The 15,443-nt window shown below is 55.6% G+C and carries 17 protein-coding genes; 9 read left to right on the top strand and 8 right to left on the bottom strand.

All coding sequences use genetic code 11. The annotated features are described in order from the left end of the window. The first annotated feature begins 117 nt into the window (after positions 1-117). Both FLS37_RS06075 and FLS37_RS06070 read left to right on the top strand, forming a co-directional pair. Positions 118-879, top strand: a complete 762-nt coding sequence (locus FLS37_RS06075) for a copper homeostasis protein CutC (RefSeq protein ID WP_157315057.1) — start codon at positions 118-120, stop codon at positions 877-879. Between the two features lie 163 nt (positions 880-1,042). Further along, positions 1,043-1,849: a DUF6602 domain-containing protein gene (locus tag FLS37_RS06070; protein ID WP_157315056.1), complete on the top strand. Its 807-nt coding sequence runs from the start codon at positions 1,043-1,045 to the stop codon at positions 1,847-1,849. A 110-nt stretch (positions 1,850-1,959) separates the two neighbouring features. On the opposite strand, the gene FLS37_RS06065 is transcribed toward FLS37_RS06070, so the two are convergent. The 5 genes from FLS37_RS06065 to argH all read right to left on the bottom strand — a co-directional run bounded on the left by FLS37_RS06065 (position 1,960) and on the right by argH (position 7,748). Next, positions 1,960-3,006 (bottom strand): oxidoreductase, encoded by a 1,047-nt coding sequence (locus FLS37_RS06065; protein WP_157315055.1) that lies wholly within the window; start codon positions 3,004-3,006, stop codon positions 1,960-1,962. 106 nt (positions 3,007-3,112) lie between these two features. Further along, entirely contained in the window at positions 3,113-3,466 is a 354-nt protein-coding gene (locus FLS37_RS06060; protein ID WP_157315054.1) for a YkgJ family cysteine cluster protein, read from the bottom strand. Next, positions 3,459-3,920: a GNAT family N-acetyltransferase gene (locus FLS37_RS06055; protein ID WP_157315053.1), complete on the bottom strand. Its 462-nt coding sequence runs from the start codon at positions 3,918-3,920 to the stop codon at positions 3,459-3,461. The genes FLS37_RS06060 and FLS37_RS06055 overlap by 8 nt, the downstream gene beginning before the upstream one ends. Before the next feature lie 105 nt (positions 3,921-4,025). After that, positions 4,026-6,242 (bottom strand): ATP-binding protein, encoded by a 2,217-nt coding sequence (locus FLS37_RS06050; RefSeq protein ID WP_157315052.1) that lies wholly within the window; start codon positions 6,240-6,242, stop codon positions 4,026-4,028. A gap of 117 nt (positions 6,243-6,359) precedes the next feature. Further along, complete coding sequence (argH, locus tag FLS37_RS06045; RefSeq protein WP_157315051.1) at positions 6,360-7,748, bottom strand: argininosuccinate lyase; 1,389 nt, start codon at positions 7,746-7,748, stop codon at positions 6,360-6,362. Between the two features lie 167 nt (positions 7,749-7,915). On the opposite strand from argH, the gene FLS37_RS06040 reads away from it, so the two are divergent. Beyond that, positions 7,916-8,422, top strand: coding sequence for a GNAT family N-acetyltransferase (locus tag FLS37_RS06040; protein WP_157315050.1), 507 nt, complete (start codon positions 7,916-7,918; stop codon positions 8,420-8,422). A 56-nt stretch (positions 8,423-8,478) separates the two neighbouring features. Here the strand turns inward: FLS37_RS06040 and FLS37_RS06035 are convergent, their stop codons facing one another. After that, positions 8,479-9,198, bottom strand: coding sequence for a pseudouridine synthase (locus FLS37_RS06035; protein WP_232522512.1), 720 nt, complete (start codon positions 9,196-9,198; stop codon positions 8,479-8,481). A gap of 203 nt (positions 9,199-9,401) precedes the next feature. On the opposite strand from FLS37_RS06035, the gene FLS37_RS06030 reads away from it, so the two are divergent. From FLS37_RS06030 to FLS37_RS06020, 3 genes are all read left to right on the top strand, one after another. Next, positions 9,402-10,433: an extracellular solute-binding protein gene (locus FLS37_RS06030; protein WP_157315049.1), complete on the top strand. Its 1,032-nt coding sequence runs from the start codon at positions 9,402-9,404 to the stop codon at positions 10,431-10,433. Between the two features lie 91 nt (positions 10,434-10,524). Then, positions 10,525-11,046, top strand: coding sequence for a GNAT family N-acetyltransferase (locus tag FLS37_RS06025; protein WP_157315048.1), 522 nt, complete (start codon positions 10,525-10,527; stop codon positions 11,044-11,046). A gap of 22 nt (positions 11,047-11,068) precedes the next feature. Continuing rightward, complete coding sequence (locus tag FLS37_RS06020; protein ID WP_157315047.1) at positions 11,069-11,296, top strand: TIGR02450 family Trp-rich protein; 228 nt, start codon at positions 11,069-11,071, stop codon at positions 11,294-11,296. 106 nt (positions 11,297-11,402) lie between these two features. On the opposite strand, the gene FLS37_RS06015 is transcribed toward FLS37_RS06020, so the two are convergent. Beyond that, positions 11,403-11,681 (bottom strand): peptidylprolyl isomerase, encoded by a 279-nt coding sequence (locus FLS37_RS06015; RefSeq protein WP_157315046.1) that lies wholly within the window; start codon positions 11,679-11,681, stop codon positions 11,403-11,405. 98 nt (positions 11,682-11,779) lie between these two features. After that, entirely contained in the window at positions 11,780-12,127 is a 348-nt protein-coding gene (locus FLS37_RS06010) for a hypothetical protein (protein ID WP_157315045.1), read from the bottom strand. Between the two features lie 77 nt (positions 12,128-12,204). Between FLS37_RS06010 and FLS37_RS06005 the strand changes: the two genes are divergently transcribed. From FLS37_RS06005 to FLS37_RS05995, 3 genes are all read left to right on the top strand, one after another. Further along, positions 12,205-12,960 carry a molybdopterin-binding protein gene (locus FLS37_RS06005; protein WP_157315044.1) on the top strand — a complete coding sequence of 252 codons (756 nt, stop codon included), beginning with the start codon at positions 12,205-12,207 and terminating at the stop codon, positions 12,958-12,960. Between the two features lie 89 nt (positions 12,961-13,049). Continuing rightward, positions 13,050-14,129: a patatin-like phospholipase family protein gene (locus FLS37_RS06000; protein WP_232522510.1), complete on the top strand. Its 1,080-nt coding sequence runs from the start codon at positions 13,050-13,052 to the stop codon at positions 14,127-14,129. 193 nt (positions 14,130-14,322) lie between these two features. Next, a complete protein-coding gene (locus tag FLS37_RS05995) occupies positions 14,323-15,435 on the top strand; it encodes a GGDEF domain-containing protein (protein ID WP_157315043.1) in 1,113 nt (370 codons plus the stop codon). The last annotated feature ends 8 nt before the right edge of the window (positions 15,436-15,443 follow it).

Raw genomic sequence — 15,443 nt, 5'->3', positions numbered from 1 at the left:
TCAAGCAGAAATAAACGGGTATTACTCTACAAGCCATATTCCAATTGATCTACGTGGCAATACCCAAAGATCGTCAGAACATGTTTTTCGCCATCAGGCACGGAGATCAAATCCAAAATGAGCAATGAGATTGTGTTAGAAATCTGCGCCGGATCGGTGACTTCCTGCCTGGCCGCGCAAGAAGGCGGCGCGCAGCGTGTCGAGTTTTGCGACAACCTGCTCGAAGGCGGCACCACACCATCGTACGGCGCACTCGCCGCAGCGCGCGACCGGCTGTGGATCGGCCTGAACGCCATCATTCGTCCGCGCGGCGGCGACTTTCTTTACTCCGAAGTCGAATTCGAAGTGATGGAACGCGATGTCCTGATGTGCAAGAAGATAGGGGTGGATGGTATTGTCATCGGACTATTGAACAGCAATGGCTCTATCGATATACCCCGAACAAAACGTCTAGTTGAATTGGCAGGCACCATGCCGGTCACTTTCCACCGCGCCTTTGACGTTGCCGCCGATCCGCAGCAAGCACTCGAAGACATCATCGCCACCGGCTGCACGCGGCTACTCTCCAGCGGTCAGGCCGCCACAGCAATGGAAGGCGCAGCCTTGCTGAAACAATTGCAGCAACAAGCAGGAGAGCGGCTGATCGTGATGCCCGGCGCCGGCGTACGCGGCCACAATATCGCCGAGCTGGTACGGCAAACCGGCTGCAGCGAATTTCACAGCTCAGGCCGTGCCCCCTTCCCCAGCGGCATGACTTACCGCAACCCGGCAGTCAAAATGGGCGCACCAGGGCAGGACGAATACAGCATCGTCGAAACCGATGCAGCGCTGGTGAGGGAATTGCTGGCAAATGCGCAGGTGGACAGGGATAGGGTGTGAGAATTCCGTAGGCATTTGCGCACCCTAATTCGCATGGAATAAAGCCAATATGCTTCAATCAACAACATCCCCACGTGCGCAAATCAGGATTTGCGCACGCAACACAACTGATTGCGTCCAGCGAAGCTCGTTCCGCAACTTCTAAACATTTGGGCGACAACGCATGGCACAAAATTTTTTTGATCGGCTTCGTGATTATTACAAAAAAGTTGCAGAGGTACTACGAGGCGAAGCCGAGGCTGCCTCCGTCTTTGCTAACACAACAGATATTGGAATCTCTCGCGAACTTGCATATGCAGAGTTTCTAAAACAGCATGCTCCATCAAAATGCAATGTGTTCTTAGGCGGCTTTCTATTTGATCAGGATGGTGCCGAATCGAAGCAACTCGATATCATCATTACCACCGACACAACACCCAGTTTCAATTTTCATAACAAAGATGGTTCGGGAAAATCCTTTTCACCCGTGGAAGGTACGCTTGGAGTTGTATCAGTCAAATCAACCCTAAACCGAGCGGAGCTTTTTGATGCACTTGGAGGACTCGCCTCAATTCCACCAACAAGAGACTTGGGAAGGCGAGTCAATCCTTCTTTGAAGCTTAGAAATTATGATGATTGGCCGATGAAAATTGTATACGCCACCAGTGGCATTGCGCCTAACACCGTGCTCATGCATCTAAACGAATATTATGTCACACACCCTGAGATACCATTAAGCAGACGACCGGACTTCATTCACGTCGCGGGATCCTATTTTATTGCCCGCATCAAAGAAGATATGAACATGCATCAGCTTAATACTGGTTCATATGAAGCTCCCAATATGGGCACATATCACCTCATAACAACCGACTCCGATGTGCAAGCAATTGTTTGGACTCTATATCGGCTTCAAGTGTATGCATCCGCATCAACACACATACATTTCCAATACGACTTTATAATCAACAAAATCAATTGCTTAGACTAGCTTCATGTCGCAATTCAGATAGTCAAGTAGGGTGTGCGAATCCTGATTCGTGCACGCTGTTTATCCGCATCCCTGTGCACAAATTCTGCGGTATTTTCAAACCTTACCGTTTAAATCACCGCAATTTTTCGCCCTTCCGCGCTGCTCTGGCGTGCCAGATCGAGGATGCGCATGACCTCGCGGGCGTCGCGGGCGCTGACGGGGTTGGGCGCGGTGCCGTGAATGGCGTCACGGATTGCGGCGTAATAGGCGGCGTAGTTGCCTTGTGGCAAGGCATGCTGCTCGGTATTGATTTGATCGTCGATCGAGCGATACAGCGTGGCGCAACGGGTATCAACGCCCCAGTCGGCCCGATCCGGGCGTGACCCGGCTTTGAGCCAACCCTCCTGCATATCGAGCCCGTCAACCGAATACGCCGCCTCGGTGCCCTGCACCAGAAAACGTGGCGTACCGCCGTGCACCAGCGTGCTGGCGGCCAGTATGGCGCGCATGGTTTTGTAGTGCAGCACCACATGAAAATCGTCCACTGCTTGCGCGCCATCACGGCGCAGATTCAGATCGGCGCTCACGGCATCGGGCAGGCCGAACAATTGCAGCGTCTGGTCGATCAGGTGCGGCCCCAGGTCGTACCACAGGCCGGCTCCGGCAATATTGGCTTCGCGCCAGCGCGTGCGCACTTGCGGGCGAAAGCGATCGAAGTGCGAGCTAAACTCAACCACCCGCCCCAGCGCATCCTGCTCCAGCTGGGCTTTCAGATGCAGATAATCGCTATCCCAGCGGCGGTTATGAAACACCGACAAAATCTTGCCCGCCTCTTCGGCGCGCTGCAGCAAATCATCGGCTTCGTGCAGATCGAGCGTAAACGGTTTGTCGATCACCACATGCTTGCCCGCCGCCAGCGCGGCGCGCGCCAGCGGATAATGCGTATCGTTGGGCGTGGCAATCACCACCAGATCAAGGCCGGGGTGAGTAATCAGCCGGTCGGGCTCGGTTTTGACGACAATATCCGGCCAGTCGGCAATCACATCAGCCGGGCGTGAGCTGGCAATGGCGGTCAATTTCAGACCCGGTGTGGCATCAATTAGCGGCGCATGAAAAGTTTTGGCGGCGTAGCCATAGGCAATCAGGCCAACGCGCAAGCGTTCAAACTGGCTCAAAGTGAGCTTCCTTCTGGTGAGCGGTGGCGAATTTATATCGAAAAGTGATCGACTTGTCTGTAAGGTTTTGTCGCAAATCCATGTCCATCAGGACACGCCGGATGGCTCAGATCAGCACTTGCCGGATTTCAATCAAGAAACGGGCAATCTGCCGGTCTATCTGTGGCGCAACCATCACTGCCGGTGCGCGCCCGTGCGGGCATGGCAGACGCGGCGTGGTGCCAAACAAGCGGCAAATCAGCGGCCGCTCGCTGTAGACGGTGCAGCCGTTTTCCCCCAGATGGACGCAGTTGTAATCGGCCAGTGCCTGCTCGCGCTGCGCTGCCGTTTTGCGCGGCAGGCGCGAAACTTCCTCGCTGGAAGCGAGCACCGGGCCACAGCAATCATGGCAGCCGGGAATGCAGTCAAACGCCGGAATACTGGCGCGCAAGGCTCGAATTTGGTCGCGTTGCTCAAACATCGGCGGCGCTCGCCTGCCAGAGCATATCAACGTGGGCAATACCGTCCTCAATGTACGGTTCGCTCACCGTCACAAAACCGTGCGCGGCATAAAAAGCCTGCAAATGCGCTTGCGCGCCGATATGATTTTTATGCCCAGGGTATTGCTCTGCAGCACCTTGCAAACCAAGCTCCATCAGCATATGCCCTACCCCCGTACCTCGTGCTTGCGGCGCAGTAATCACGCGACCGATTGAAGGTTCGGCAAATTTCAGCCCGGGTGGCACCAAACGCAGGCAGGCGGCGATCTGACCATCTTGCCAGCCAAGCAAATGGGTGGAAACCAGGTCCAGCTCGTCAATATCGGGATAAACGCAAGCTTGCTCGACAATAAACACGTTCTGCCGCAAACGCAGATAGGCAAACAGGGTTTGCGCGTCAAAATCGGCAAAGGCATACCAGCGCCAGGTTAACATCAGCACAGCTCAAGAGGGAAAAGCGCCATTTTAACCGAGTTTAAATCGCGCCGTGTTGCCGCCCGGCGCGGTGTCAGGCTGTGCTGGCTCAACAGTTGCGGTGAATTATTCTGCAGGCAGGCTCTCGGGCGCGCGTAGCGGCAGAATTAGCGTAAAGCTTGCGCCCTGCCCCGGCACACTCTGCGCCTCGATCTCGCCGCCCAGTACCGAGTGCACAATGTTGTAAACAATATTGAGCCCCAGTCCCGAGCCGCCATGCCCCAGTTTGGTGGTAAAGAAAGGCTCGAAAATATGCGACAGATGCTCGGGCTTGATCCCGACCCCATTGTCGCGCACCCGCAAACGCACCCTCTCGCCATCCAGCACATCGGCCTCGATCATCACCTGACCATCGGCCACGCCGTCAAAAGCATGAATTTCAGCGTTTGAGATCAGATTGTTCAGCACCTGCACCAGCGCGCCCGGAAAACTATCCAGCACCAGCCCCTCGGGCAGACGCGCCTGCAGGCGGTCGTTGCCATAGAGTACGCCCATGGTTTGCATGACCTGCTGCACCAGCTGGGCCAGATCAAACTGCCGCCGCTGATCGCTGGTCTGGTCCACCGCCACCTGCTTAAAGCTGCTGACCAGCTGTGCGGCCTGCTCCAGATTACGCATCAGAATTTGCAAGCCCTGCTCGGCCACCTCGACATAATCGGCCAGCGCGGCCTTGCGCAAGGTTTGCGCAGTGATTTCCTGCGCCAGCTCGCGGTTTTTTTCCTGCAATGTGGAGCCCATTGTCACGCTCACACCAATCGGGGTATTGAGCTCGTGCGCAACTCCAGCCACCAGCGAGCCCAGCGCAGCCATTTTTTCCGATTCAACCAGCATCTTTTGCGTGGCCTTGAGCTGCTCTATCGTCTGCCGCAATACATCGTTGGCTTGCAATAGCTCGCGCGTGCGCAGATTCACCGTCTGCTCCAGGCTTTCGGAATGCCCTTCCAGCTCGGCCAGATAGTCGGCACGCTCTTTCGCCGTGGCCGCCACCTGGCTAAACGAGGATTGCCAGACCTTGGGGACGCTGGGCAAAGCCGACTGCGGATTGCCCTGCAAATGATTCAGAAAATCAACCAGCCTGAGCGCCGGCACAGCAAACAGATAGGATATTGCCCAGATGGCCATCAGCAACACTGCCAGCAAGCCCAGCAGAATCAGCGGCGTATTGATCACCTGACGCGCCTTGGCCTGTGCCAGCTCCAGCTCGGAAAAATACACCAACAAATACCATTGGCTGCCGCGCAAAGGGAGCACCCGCCAGCGCCACTGCCCGTTCGATTGCAAAGAGCTTTTGTCTTTGAGTAGCTGCGAGAGCGGCAATTGCAGCATGGCAGCGGGCAGCACCTGATCGGCCTTCAGAATATCTTTGCTCTCCAACACCTGCCCGGCGTCATCGGCCAGCACATGACCCAGCGAGTTGAGCACCAGCGCATGCCCCAGCTCGCCACCTTCCTTATGCAATACCTCGGCAAACATGCGCAAGGTAACATCCGTCCCCAGCACCCCGGCAAACTGGTCTTGCAAATACAGGGGACGCAGCAGGCTGACCATGGCCCCTTTGCCACCGGCATCATAGTAAGGCGCCGTCCAGCGGCTTTCGCGCTGCGGATTGCGATTGGGCGACATCATCTGCACCGGCGTCGTGCCGCCTGCGTCAAAAATCACCTTCAGCATGGCATCAATATCCTGCGTGCCCGTGGCTTGCAAAATATCGCGCTCGGCAACAAAAGGGTAAATGCTGGAAAAATCTTCGCGGGGCGAATAGAAATACGACCATTGAAAATACGGGTGCGCCTGATGAGCGGCATACATGGCTGGAAACAGCGCCATCGACGCGCGGATTTCCCGCTCCAGATCAGGCTGCTTGAGCGCGCGGGGCGCAACAAACAATTGGCCAAAGCGCGCCTGCCACCATGGGTCAAGCTGGGCATCAATCAAGGCACCACTACCCAGGCGGCGAGCACCGTATTTTTCCAGCGATTGCCAGGCACCGGGATCCAGACCCAGCTCTGGGCGTGACATCGAATCGCCCATTTGCAGCGCCAGCCTTTGCAGATGATTGGTCGCCACCTGCAGCACCTGCTCGAAAGCCAGTTGCTGCTGCAAAACATGCGATTCGGCAGACGCCAGCAGGCGCGATTCCTCTACCGATTCGGCGTAATGCTGATACCACCACAGCGCCAGCAGCGCTGGCGTCAACACCGCCAGCAGCAACACAACAAAATGCCGTTGCAAGCGCCGCAGCGCCAGCAAGGACGGTGGCTGCGCAGCTGGGCTGGTCTGCATGATGCACCTCGAACGCCGGAAAAAGCATACTTGACTATAGCGAGGGCAGGCACGCTGCGCCAGCAACGAAAAACCCCGGCTTAAGCCGGGGTTGCGGGGGCGAATCAGCGGCTCTGTTTAGCCGCCCAGACGCTCGCGCCACTTGGCGATTTGCACCAGCACCTGGAATGGCGCAGTGCCGCCCACATGGTTGCGCGCATCCAGCGAGCCTTGCAAAGTCAGCACGGCTTGCACGTCGGCTTCGATCAGCGCCGAGAAGGATTTAAGCTCGACCAGCGTCAGATCGGCCAGATCTTTTTTCTTCTCTTCGGCGTAACGCACAGCCAGCGCCACCGCTTCGTGCGCATCGCGGAATGGCAGGCCGCGTTTCACCAGGTAATCGGCCAAATCAGTCGCCGTGGCAAAGCCTTGCTTGGCGGCGCGTTCCATCGCTTCCGGTTTCACGGTGATGCCGCGCATCATGTCGGCGTAAATCCGCAATGTGTCGGTCAGCGTGTCGACGGTGTCAAACAGGCCTTCCTTGTCTTCCTGATTGTCCTTGTTGTACGCCAATGGCTGGCCTTTCATCAAAGTCAGCAGCGCGACCAGATGACCATTCACACGACCGGTTTTGCCACGAACCAATTCAGGTACGTCCGGGTTTTTCTTTTGCGGCATGATCGAAGAGCCGGTGCAGAAACGGTCGGCAATATCGATAAAGCCGTAGCGCGGGCTCATCCACAGGATCAATTCTTCCGACAGGCGCGACAAATGCGTCATGACCAGCGCGCCTGCGGCGGTAAATTCAATCGCAAAATCACGGTCTGACACGGCGTCAAGCGAGTTTTCACAAATGCCTTCAAAACCCAGCAATTTGGCGGTAATACTGCGATCAATCGGAAAAGTGGTGCCGGCCAGCGCCGCCGAGCCCAAAGGCATACGGTTGACCCGTTTGCGTGTGTCGATCAGACGCTCGGCATCGCGACCGAGCATTTCAACGTAGGCCAGCATATGGTGGCCAAACGTCACCGGCTGTGCCACTTGCAAATGCGTAAAGCCGGGCATCACCGTGCTGGCGTTGCGCTCAGCCAGATCCAGCAGCGAATGCTGCAACTCGCGCACCAGCCCCAGCAGCACATCAATTGCGCCACGCAAATACAGGCGGATATCCGTCGCGACCTGATCGTTACGCGAACGGCCAGTATGCAAGCGTTTGCCCGCATCGCCGATTTTATCGGTCAGGCGGCGCTCGATATTCATGTGCACGTCTTCGAGATCCAGACTCCATTCGAAACGGCCAGCACGGATATCATCCAGAATATCGGCCATGCCGCCCTGAATCGCGCGCAGATCATCGTCGGACAGCACCCCTACCTGATTGAGCATACCGGCGTGCGCCAGCGAGCCCTGAATGTCTACTTCCGCCATGCGGTTATCGAAAAACACCGATGCGGTATAGCGTTTTACCAGCTCGGACACGGGCTCGTTAAAACGACCGGACCAGGCTTTATGAGCGGAATCAGACATTGCAAAACTTCCTGAAATAGATAGGGAAAATCGTTCGCGATTATACGGTAAAAACAGTCGCCAAATGGCATTGAATGATGCGGATCAAGCCTCTGCGACATATTTGTTCAATGCCTGCCATCCGCTGGCACAATCGGCCAACTTCAATTGAAAAGACCCTAATCACAATGGCACAGATTGAACAACTCCCTGATTTGGCGGCAATCCGCCCTTTTCTGCCCCTCTTGGGGCACGCCGAATTCACTCTGTATGACGGCAATAAGCCCGAACATAGTCGATGGCTAATCACCAAAATCGACCGCTTGTTCTATTGCGGCGCGCAATTTTTTGGCGCAGTGGGCGAACAGGGCGAACCGATCGGCATCATCTCGGTACTGATCGAGCCGCGCCCTGCCGATTTGTGTGGCGGCTGGCAAAGCGCCGAAATTACCCAGCTTGCCGTCGCTCCCGAGCGTCAAAAACAGGGCATCGGCTCGCAACTCTTGCTGCAGCTTGAGGCTGCCTTGCGCGGCCAGCAGGTGTATTGCGTGTATTTATCGACCTATCCGGCCGATTTTGACGTGATTGCGTTCTATGGCAAAAATGGTTTTATGCCGACCGGCATCGTCCCCGATGTATACGGCCCAGGTCTGGAAGGCAAGCTTTACCTGCGCAAAGTGCTGGCCAATCAATAGGGGTATTGCCATGCAGATATTGACAGGAAATGCATACATGGCAATACCCAACAGACCTATTGCTTATTGAGTACCGCCAGCTCGGCGTCGGTCAGAAAACGCCATTCGCCGATGTCCAGATTCAGATCGGCCAGTTGCAAATCGCCAATCGCGGTGCGGCTCAGCGCCGCGCAATGGTTGCCAGCGGCGGCCAGCATGCGTTTGACCTGATGATATTTGCCTTGTTCGAGCACGATTTCAATCTGATGATCGCCGCGTTTCACCGCTGAAACCGCAGCGATTGGCTCATCTTCGTCGATCAGCTTCACCCCGGCGAGCAGATCGGTGACCAGTTTGTCGGTGACGGGCTCGGCGGTGGTCGCCAGATAGGTTTTAGGCTGATGCCGCTTGGGCGAGCTTTGCGCGTAAATAAACGCGCCATCGTCCGATAGCAGCAGCATGCCGGTGGTGTCGTGATCAAGCCGCCCCACCGGCTGCACATCGCGCCACTCCATGTTTTCCGGTAGCAGCGTCAGCACCGCCGGGTGGTGCGTGGGCTTGCGCGAGCACTCGTAGCCGCTGGGTTTATTGAGCACCAGATAGACTTTTTCGCGGTACTCCCACTCCTCGTCAAACACGGTAAATTGCAATCCGGCCGGATCAAACTCGGTTTTCCATTTGGTGATCAGCTCGCCATTGACCTTCACCTCGCCTTCTTCAATCAGGTCGCGACACCCTTTGCGCGAGCCAAAGCCCTGACTTTGCAAAATACGATCCAGCGAGGTTTTTTTCATCATGCAGCTCTTTATCGGTTTATCAGTTCAAGGACCGTATTGTAAAACGGCCAGCCAGCGCGTGGGCGAGGTTTTAGCGCTCGTCAAGGCCGTCTCGCCCAAAAGTAGTGCACGCCGCAGCTTTCGTACTACACTGCAAATTATTTGTAATCTAAGGGCTTACGAATAATTTGTTTGCCTAAGACCCACATGAAATCAAGCTCATCATGAAAAAATATGCAGCGATCACCAAGCTTTTTTTCGCCAGCCTGACCTTGCTGGCGGCATGGCCGGCAGCGGGGCAGGACGTACTACGGGTGCTGGCCTGGCCGGGCTACGCCGAGCCCGAACAGGTCAGGCTGTTTGAAAAGCAGCACGATGTGAAAGTCGAAATCAGTTATGTCGACGACGACGATGAGCTGTGGCAACGAGTCAACCGCAATCATGGGCGCAATTTCGACGTAGTGGCGCTCAATACCGCAGTACTGCAGCAGCTGATCGATCAGGCGCTGACCGTAGCAATCGATATGAAGCAGATTCCGAATGGTAAAAAACAGCTAAGCCGCTTCCGGAATATCCCGGTGCTCAGCCGCAACAATAGCCGTTACGCCGTACCCTACACTTATTCGGAAATGGGGCTGATTTACAACCGCAAGCTGGTGAAAAAACCACCGCAGTCGATCAATGAGCTATGGAATCCGGCGTATAAAAATCAGGTGCTGGCGTTTGATGGCAGTGCGCACAATTTCAGCATTGCCGCCATGCAGCTGGGCTATCGCAACCCGTTCCGACTCAGCCGCGAGCAAACCTTCAAGTCCGTCAGCAAGCTGGTTGATTTGCGGCGCAATGTGTACCGCTTTTATAAAACCCCGGAAGAAGTGGTCGAGATTTTCAAAGACACGCCGATTGCGCTGATCTACGCCAACTACGGCAGCCAGCAGGTCAGCTTGCTGAAAAAAGCCGGCGCCGACATCGACTATGTCATCCCCAGAGAAGGCGCGCTGGCCTGGCTGGACTGCTGGGCCATTCTGCCCGGCGCGGAAAACCTGCCGCTAGCGCACGCCTGGATCAATTTCACACTGGGCAAGGAAATGAGCCGCCAGCTGGTCGAGCAACAAGGGCTGGCCAATACCTTGCAGGAATCGGACACTGCGCATGCCAAAGACAAGCTGATCTGGCTCGAGCCAGTAGAAGACAGCGCTGAGCGCGCCCGGCTCTGGACGCGCATTCTGTCGGGACATAAAAAAGACGGCTTTTAAACCAGCAGCCAGCAAAGCAGGTAAGATCGGTTTCATCTTGTCGGGCGACGCCCGGCACGGTTTCTGACCCACTTCCAAGCCATACACCGCCATGCTTTTAGTCCAATGCCAGTTTGATCGTCACGCCGCCGCCATTTTGGCGATTTTCAACGACGCCATTGTGCACACCACCGCGCTCTACGACTACCAGCCGCGCACCATGGCCAATATGGCCGACTGGTTTGCCGCCAAACAGGCCGGTGGTTTTCCGGTACTCGGACTGGAAAACGAGCAAGGCGTGCTGATGGGTTTTGCCAGCTACGGGCCATTTCGCGCTTTTCCAGCCTACAAATACACCGTCGAACACGCAGTGTATGTCGAGCAAAGCCATCGTGGCCGCGGGCTGGGCGAAGCACTCTTGCGCCATCTGATCGACGCGGCACAAGCACAAGGCAAGCATGTACTGGTCGGCGCAATCGATGCCGACAATAAAGGTAGTATTGCCCTGCATGAGAAGCTGGGATTTGCCTACAGCGGTATACTCCCGCAGGTGGGTTTCAAATTCGGTCGCTGGCTCGATCTGGTTTTTTATCAGAAAATCCTGAGCACACCGCAGCAGCCGGTGGATGGCTAAACCGGATAGCAAGGAGATCACCATGCCCCAACGCAGCTGGCACCCGAAAAAACTGCTCCATAGCAAATGGACCGCTGTGGTGCCGCAACATCGTGAAAAGCATTTCATCGTCGTGCAAGTGACAGTCAATCCCGACGACGCACAAAAAATCGAGCAAGTAACGCTGGAAGCAGTGCTGAGCAAGCGCCATTTCACGCTGCACTGGAGCGCGCTGGCCGACGAAACGCAGTGGCGCGTTGGCTGGGACTAGAATGAACTATGGGTATCGCTCTGCAGCACTTACCCAGCAAGCGCTACAAAGCAATACCCATTCGTTTGATGATCCATCTGCAGCAGAGGCAGACGGACCCACCCCATTAGCCGCGGCTAGTTACCACCAGCAAGTGGTAGCCAAATTGCGTTTTCACCGGGCCTTGCACTTCGTTCAGTGGCGCGCTGAAAACGACTTTGTCGAATTCCGGCACCATCATGCCCGGGCCAAACGAGCCCAAAGCACCGCCTTGGGCACCCGATGGGCAGCTTGAATGCTCTTTAGCGACGGCGGCAAAATCTGCACCAGCGGCAATTTGCTCTTTCAGAGCGATACATTGTGCTTCGGTGCTCACGAGCAAGTGGCTGGCAGTGGCTTGAACCATGGGAAACTCCAAATTGAAACAATAAAAAAGGCGACTGTTCATCGCCTACTGCCGTTTAGGTCGTGGCAGACACATAGTTTTTCAAGCGCAACGGCCACTCAATCGAGAAATTCGTCCACGTCGATGGCGGGGTCAAAATGATGCAAAAGCAGGCAATCTTCCCAGCCGTCATCGCCCTGCGCAATGGCCATGCTGGCGCGCTGCAATTGAAAAGCCAGCAAGGAATTCTGGTAAATCCGCTCTTGGCATTCATGCCATAGCGCCGCCAGATCTCTGGTTTTGTATTCAAAATTGATAAATACGCCGTTTTCGTCGCCTTCGGTGACGCGGTGGCCAATCACCAGCGGCTGCTGGGCAAACTCGGCCAACGCGGCGCGGGCTTTGGCTTCATCCATGGTCGGCACCCGATGCGGCTGCAATTGGATCATTAAAATTCGTGTTGTCATTCGATTTCCGCTGTGGCGATTCAGGCTAAGCGCCGATTTTACGCGGTAAAATCGCTTTCTCGCAAAGGAGCATGGCTATGGCGCAATTTCAGGTTTTTATCATTGGCGATGAAATTTTAAGCGGGCGGCGGCAGGATCAGCATTTTGCCGTGGCCTTGAAAACCTTGCAGCAGCATGGGCATCAGCTCGCCGGGGTGCGCTATTTGCCGGATGTGCCTGCCGTGATCGAACGTGCTTTCCGGGACACGCTGCATGATGCCGCAAATGTCATTTCCTTTGGTGGCATCGGTGCCACGCCGGATGACCATACGCGGCTGGCGCTGGCAAAGGCCGCCAACGTCAAGCTGCTGCGCCACCCTGAAGCCGCCGCCTTGATCGAACAGCGTTTTGGCGCAGACGCTTTCCCCTATCGCATCCAGATGGCTGAATTTCCCAGCGGTAGCAGCCCGATTCCCAATCCGGTCAATCAGGTGGCCGGGGCTTTTTTCCGCCAGCACGCGCTATTGCCCGGCTTTCCCAGCATGGCCTGGCCGATGCTGGAATGGGTGCTTGCCACGCACTACACCGATGGCATCGCCGCCCATGTTTGCAGCGTCATCGTGCCCGATGCCAAAGAAGGCGAGCTGGTTGGCGTGATGCAGGCGCTACTCGACGCTTACCCCGGCATCGGCTTTAGCAGCCTGCCCAGCTACGGCAATGCGCGGCATGCCACGCCGCATATCGAGTTCAGCACCAGCGGGGATCCTGCCAGTGCTCAGGCGGCGATGTCGCTGCTGCAAGCGCAGCTGGACGCGCTGGGCATTGGCTGGTTTACGCCGGATAGCTTGACCTGATGGCATTGCGCAACAGCGAAGATAAATTTAATTTGTGCATTGCGGCACAAAAGCTTACCGTCTTTGTCATTCACCCCCAAGCGGAGCACATGATGGCAAAACACAAACGGGCCCTGATTATCAGTGGCGGCGCACCCAATGCCACACTGGTGGCCGGCGCACTGGAAGCCTTTTACGAACAGGGTGTCGAGTTTGACATCATCTCGATGGCCGGCGCCGGCGCCTTGCTCGGCCTTTTGTACGCCGCGCCAAAAAATGGCGATACCGTCGCCTCGCTGCGCGGCATGCAGGAAATGGGCATCGCCGATTTTCTGTATCAGGCTTTTCCGGTCAATTTCAAAGTGTTCAACAAACCCGGCCCGCTGGCCGATGTGTATCGCGGCCTGCTGGCCAGCAATCCGCTGGTGCAAGCACTGCAAAGCTGGCCAGCCAGCAATCCGCTGACGCAAACGATCAAGGATACGACTGAGCTGATGCTCGCTTCAGCCTGCCCCAGCGATTTGTCGGCGCAATCGCTCGGCCTGTGCGCGCACGTGCCGTTTGCCGAAACGCTGATTGATTTTGCCGCACTGAAAGACAGCCCGGTGGATCTGTGGGTCAATGCCTACAATCTGAGCCAGCGCAAAATGGTGAACTGGTCGCAAGCCGACATCGACAACCAGAAGCTGCAAGCGGCGCTGTCTTTCCCCTATCTGTATCCGCCCACCGAGCTCGATGGCGATTTTTATATCGAAGGCGCAGCAATTGATTGCCTGAATTTCAAAGCACTGGTCGATCATTACGACGGCGATCTGGGCGAGATTGTGGTGTTTGACCTGCTGGGCGCGGAAAAGCTGCTGCGCAAACCGCGCGATCTGTACGACGCCTGGGTGATGTCGATTATCACGCCGCTGGTCGAAATCGCCCGCGACGACGTGAAACTGTTCGAGGCTTTGCACAATGCCGACGAGCAGATCACGCTGCATAAAGTGCCGCTGCTCGACGCGATTACGCCGGAAGATCTGCCCGATGTGTTTGACTGGTCACGCAGCAATCTGAGTACGCTGTACCAAGTGGGCTATCAAACCGCCAAAGCCTACGCAGCGCAACACTTTGCTGCGCCCAATCCAAAACCCAATAATGCAAAACCCAACAGCACAAAACCCAAACCCACAGGTATAGCCGCGTAATCATTGATGGGTAAGGCCTGCATGGCAATACCCATCAACTGACTTACAACTGACTTAACCACAAAGCGCCAAGCAGTTGTAAATAGATAAGTCCCTGTTTATACCTAGAAAATGTTGACGTTTGCTTGACTAAACAAGCCAATGTCAACAACCCCAAGCTTCAATTCATCATCTGACACGCAAAGGAATCGGAGTGAGACAGACTGACCAGACACTGCTCGAACAGATGCGGATTACCGATTTCGAAGTTGAGTATCGCAAAAACCTGTTCAATTTTGCCGACGCCGATATCGATGCGCTGGTGCGCTTCAAAACAATGGCCGAATTGCGCATTGATACCGTCGTTGCCAAATTTTACGAGCTGCAAACCAGTGTGCCCGAGATCGCGCTGTTGATTGGCGACGCCGATACGCTGGGGCGGCTGCGCATGGCGCAACGCAAGTATGTGCTCGATTTGTTCAGCGGCGTGTACGATCTGGAATACGTCAACAACCGACTACGTATCGGTCTGGTTCACAAACGTATCGGCGTCGAACCCAAGCTGTATCTGGCCGGGATTTATACGCTCAAACAATTGCTCAATGAGCTGATCGAACTGACACTAAACGATGAAACCGAGCGCAAAGCTACGCTGCTGGCGCTGGAAAAGCTGTTCATGTTCGATATTGCGCTGGTGTTCGAAACTTATATTCGTAGCCTGGTTTCCGAAATCGAGACGTCGAAAAACAAATCCGAACAATACGCCCGCTCGCTGGAAGAAAAGGTGCGCGATCGCACCCGACAGCTGGAAGACGCCTCACGCACCGATCCGCTGACTGGCCTGTTCAATGTGCGTGATCTGAGCGAGACGCTGACCAAGGTGCTGCGGCTGGCCGAGCGGCGGCATGAAACGGTGTCGCTGGTGTATATCGACATTAACGACTTCAAGCAAACCAACGATACGCATGGCCATCAGCGCGGCGATGAAGTCTTGCGCTATGTCGCAAGTTCCATTCGCCGCATTTCGCGCATCGAAGACAGTTGCTTTCGCTATGGCGGCGACGAGTTCTGCATTATTCTGCCCAATTGCACGCAGGCGCAGGCCGAAGAAATTTATATCCGCCGTCTGTACGAAGAAATGTACAAACACGAGGAATGCATTTCGCTCAGTATTGGCTGTTCCTCAACCGGGCCTGAGGTGTATTGCTCGCCCGAAGAGCTGATTCATCACGCCGATGCGCAAATGTACATTATGAAAAGCGCCTACAAGGCGCACAAAGACAACGCCGCACAAGATTCCGAAGGTATTGGTTTGCAGATCAGCTAAATTAAGAC

It is taken from the genome of Chitinibacter sp. GC72 (genome assembly GCF_009760905.1).
Lineage (GTDB): Bacteria > Pseudomonadota > Gammaproteobacteria > Burkholderiales > Chitinibacteraceae > Chitinibacter.
Note: the sequence above shows the minus strand (reverse complement) of the source record. Positions and strands in the feature narration are given on the sequence as shown.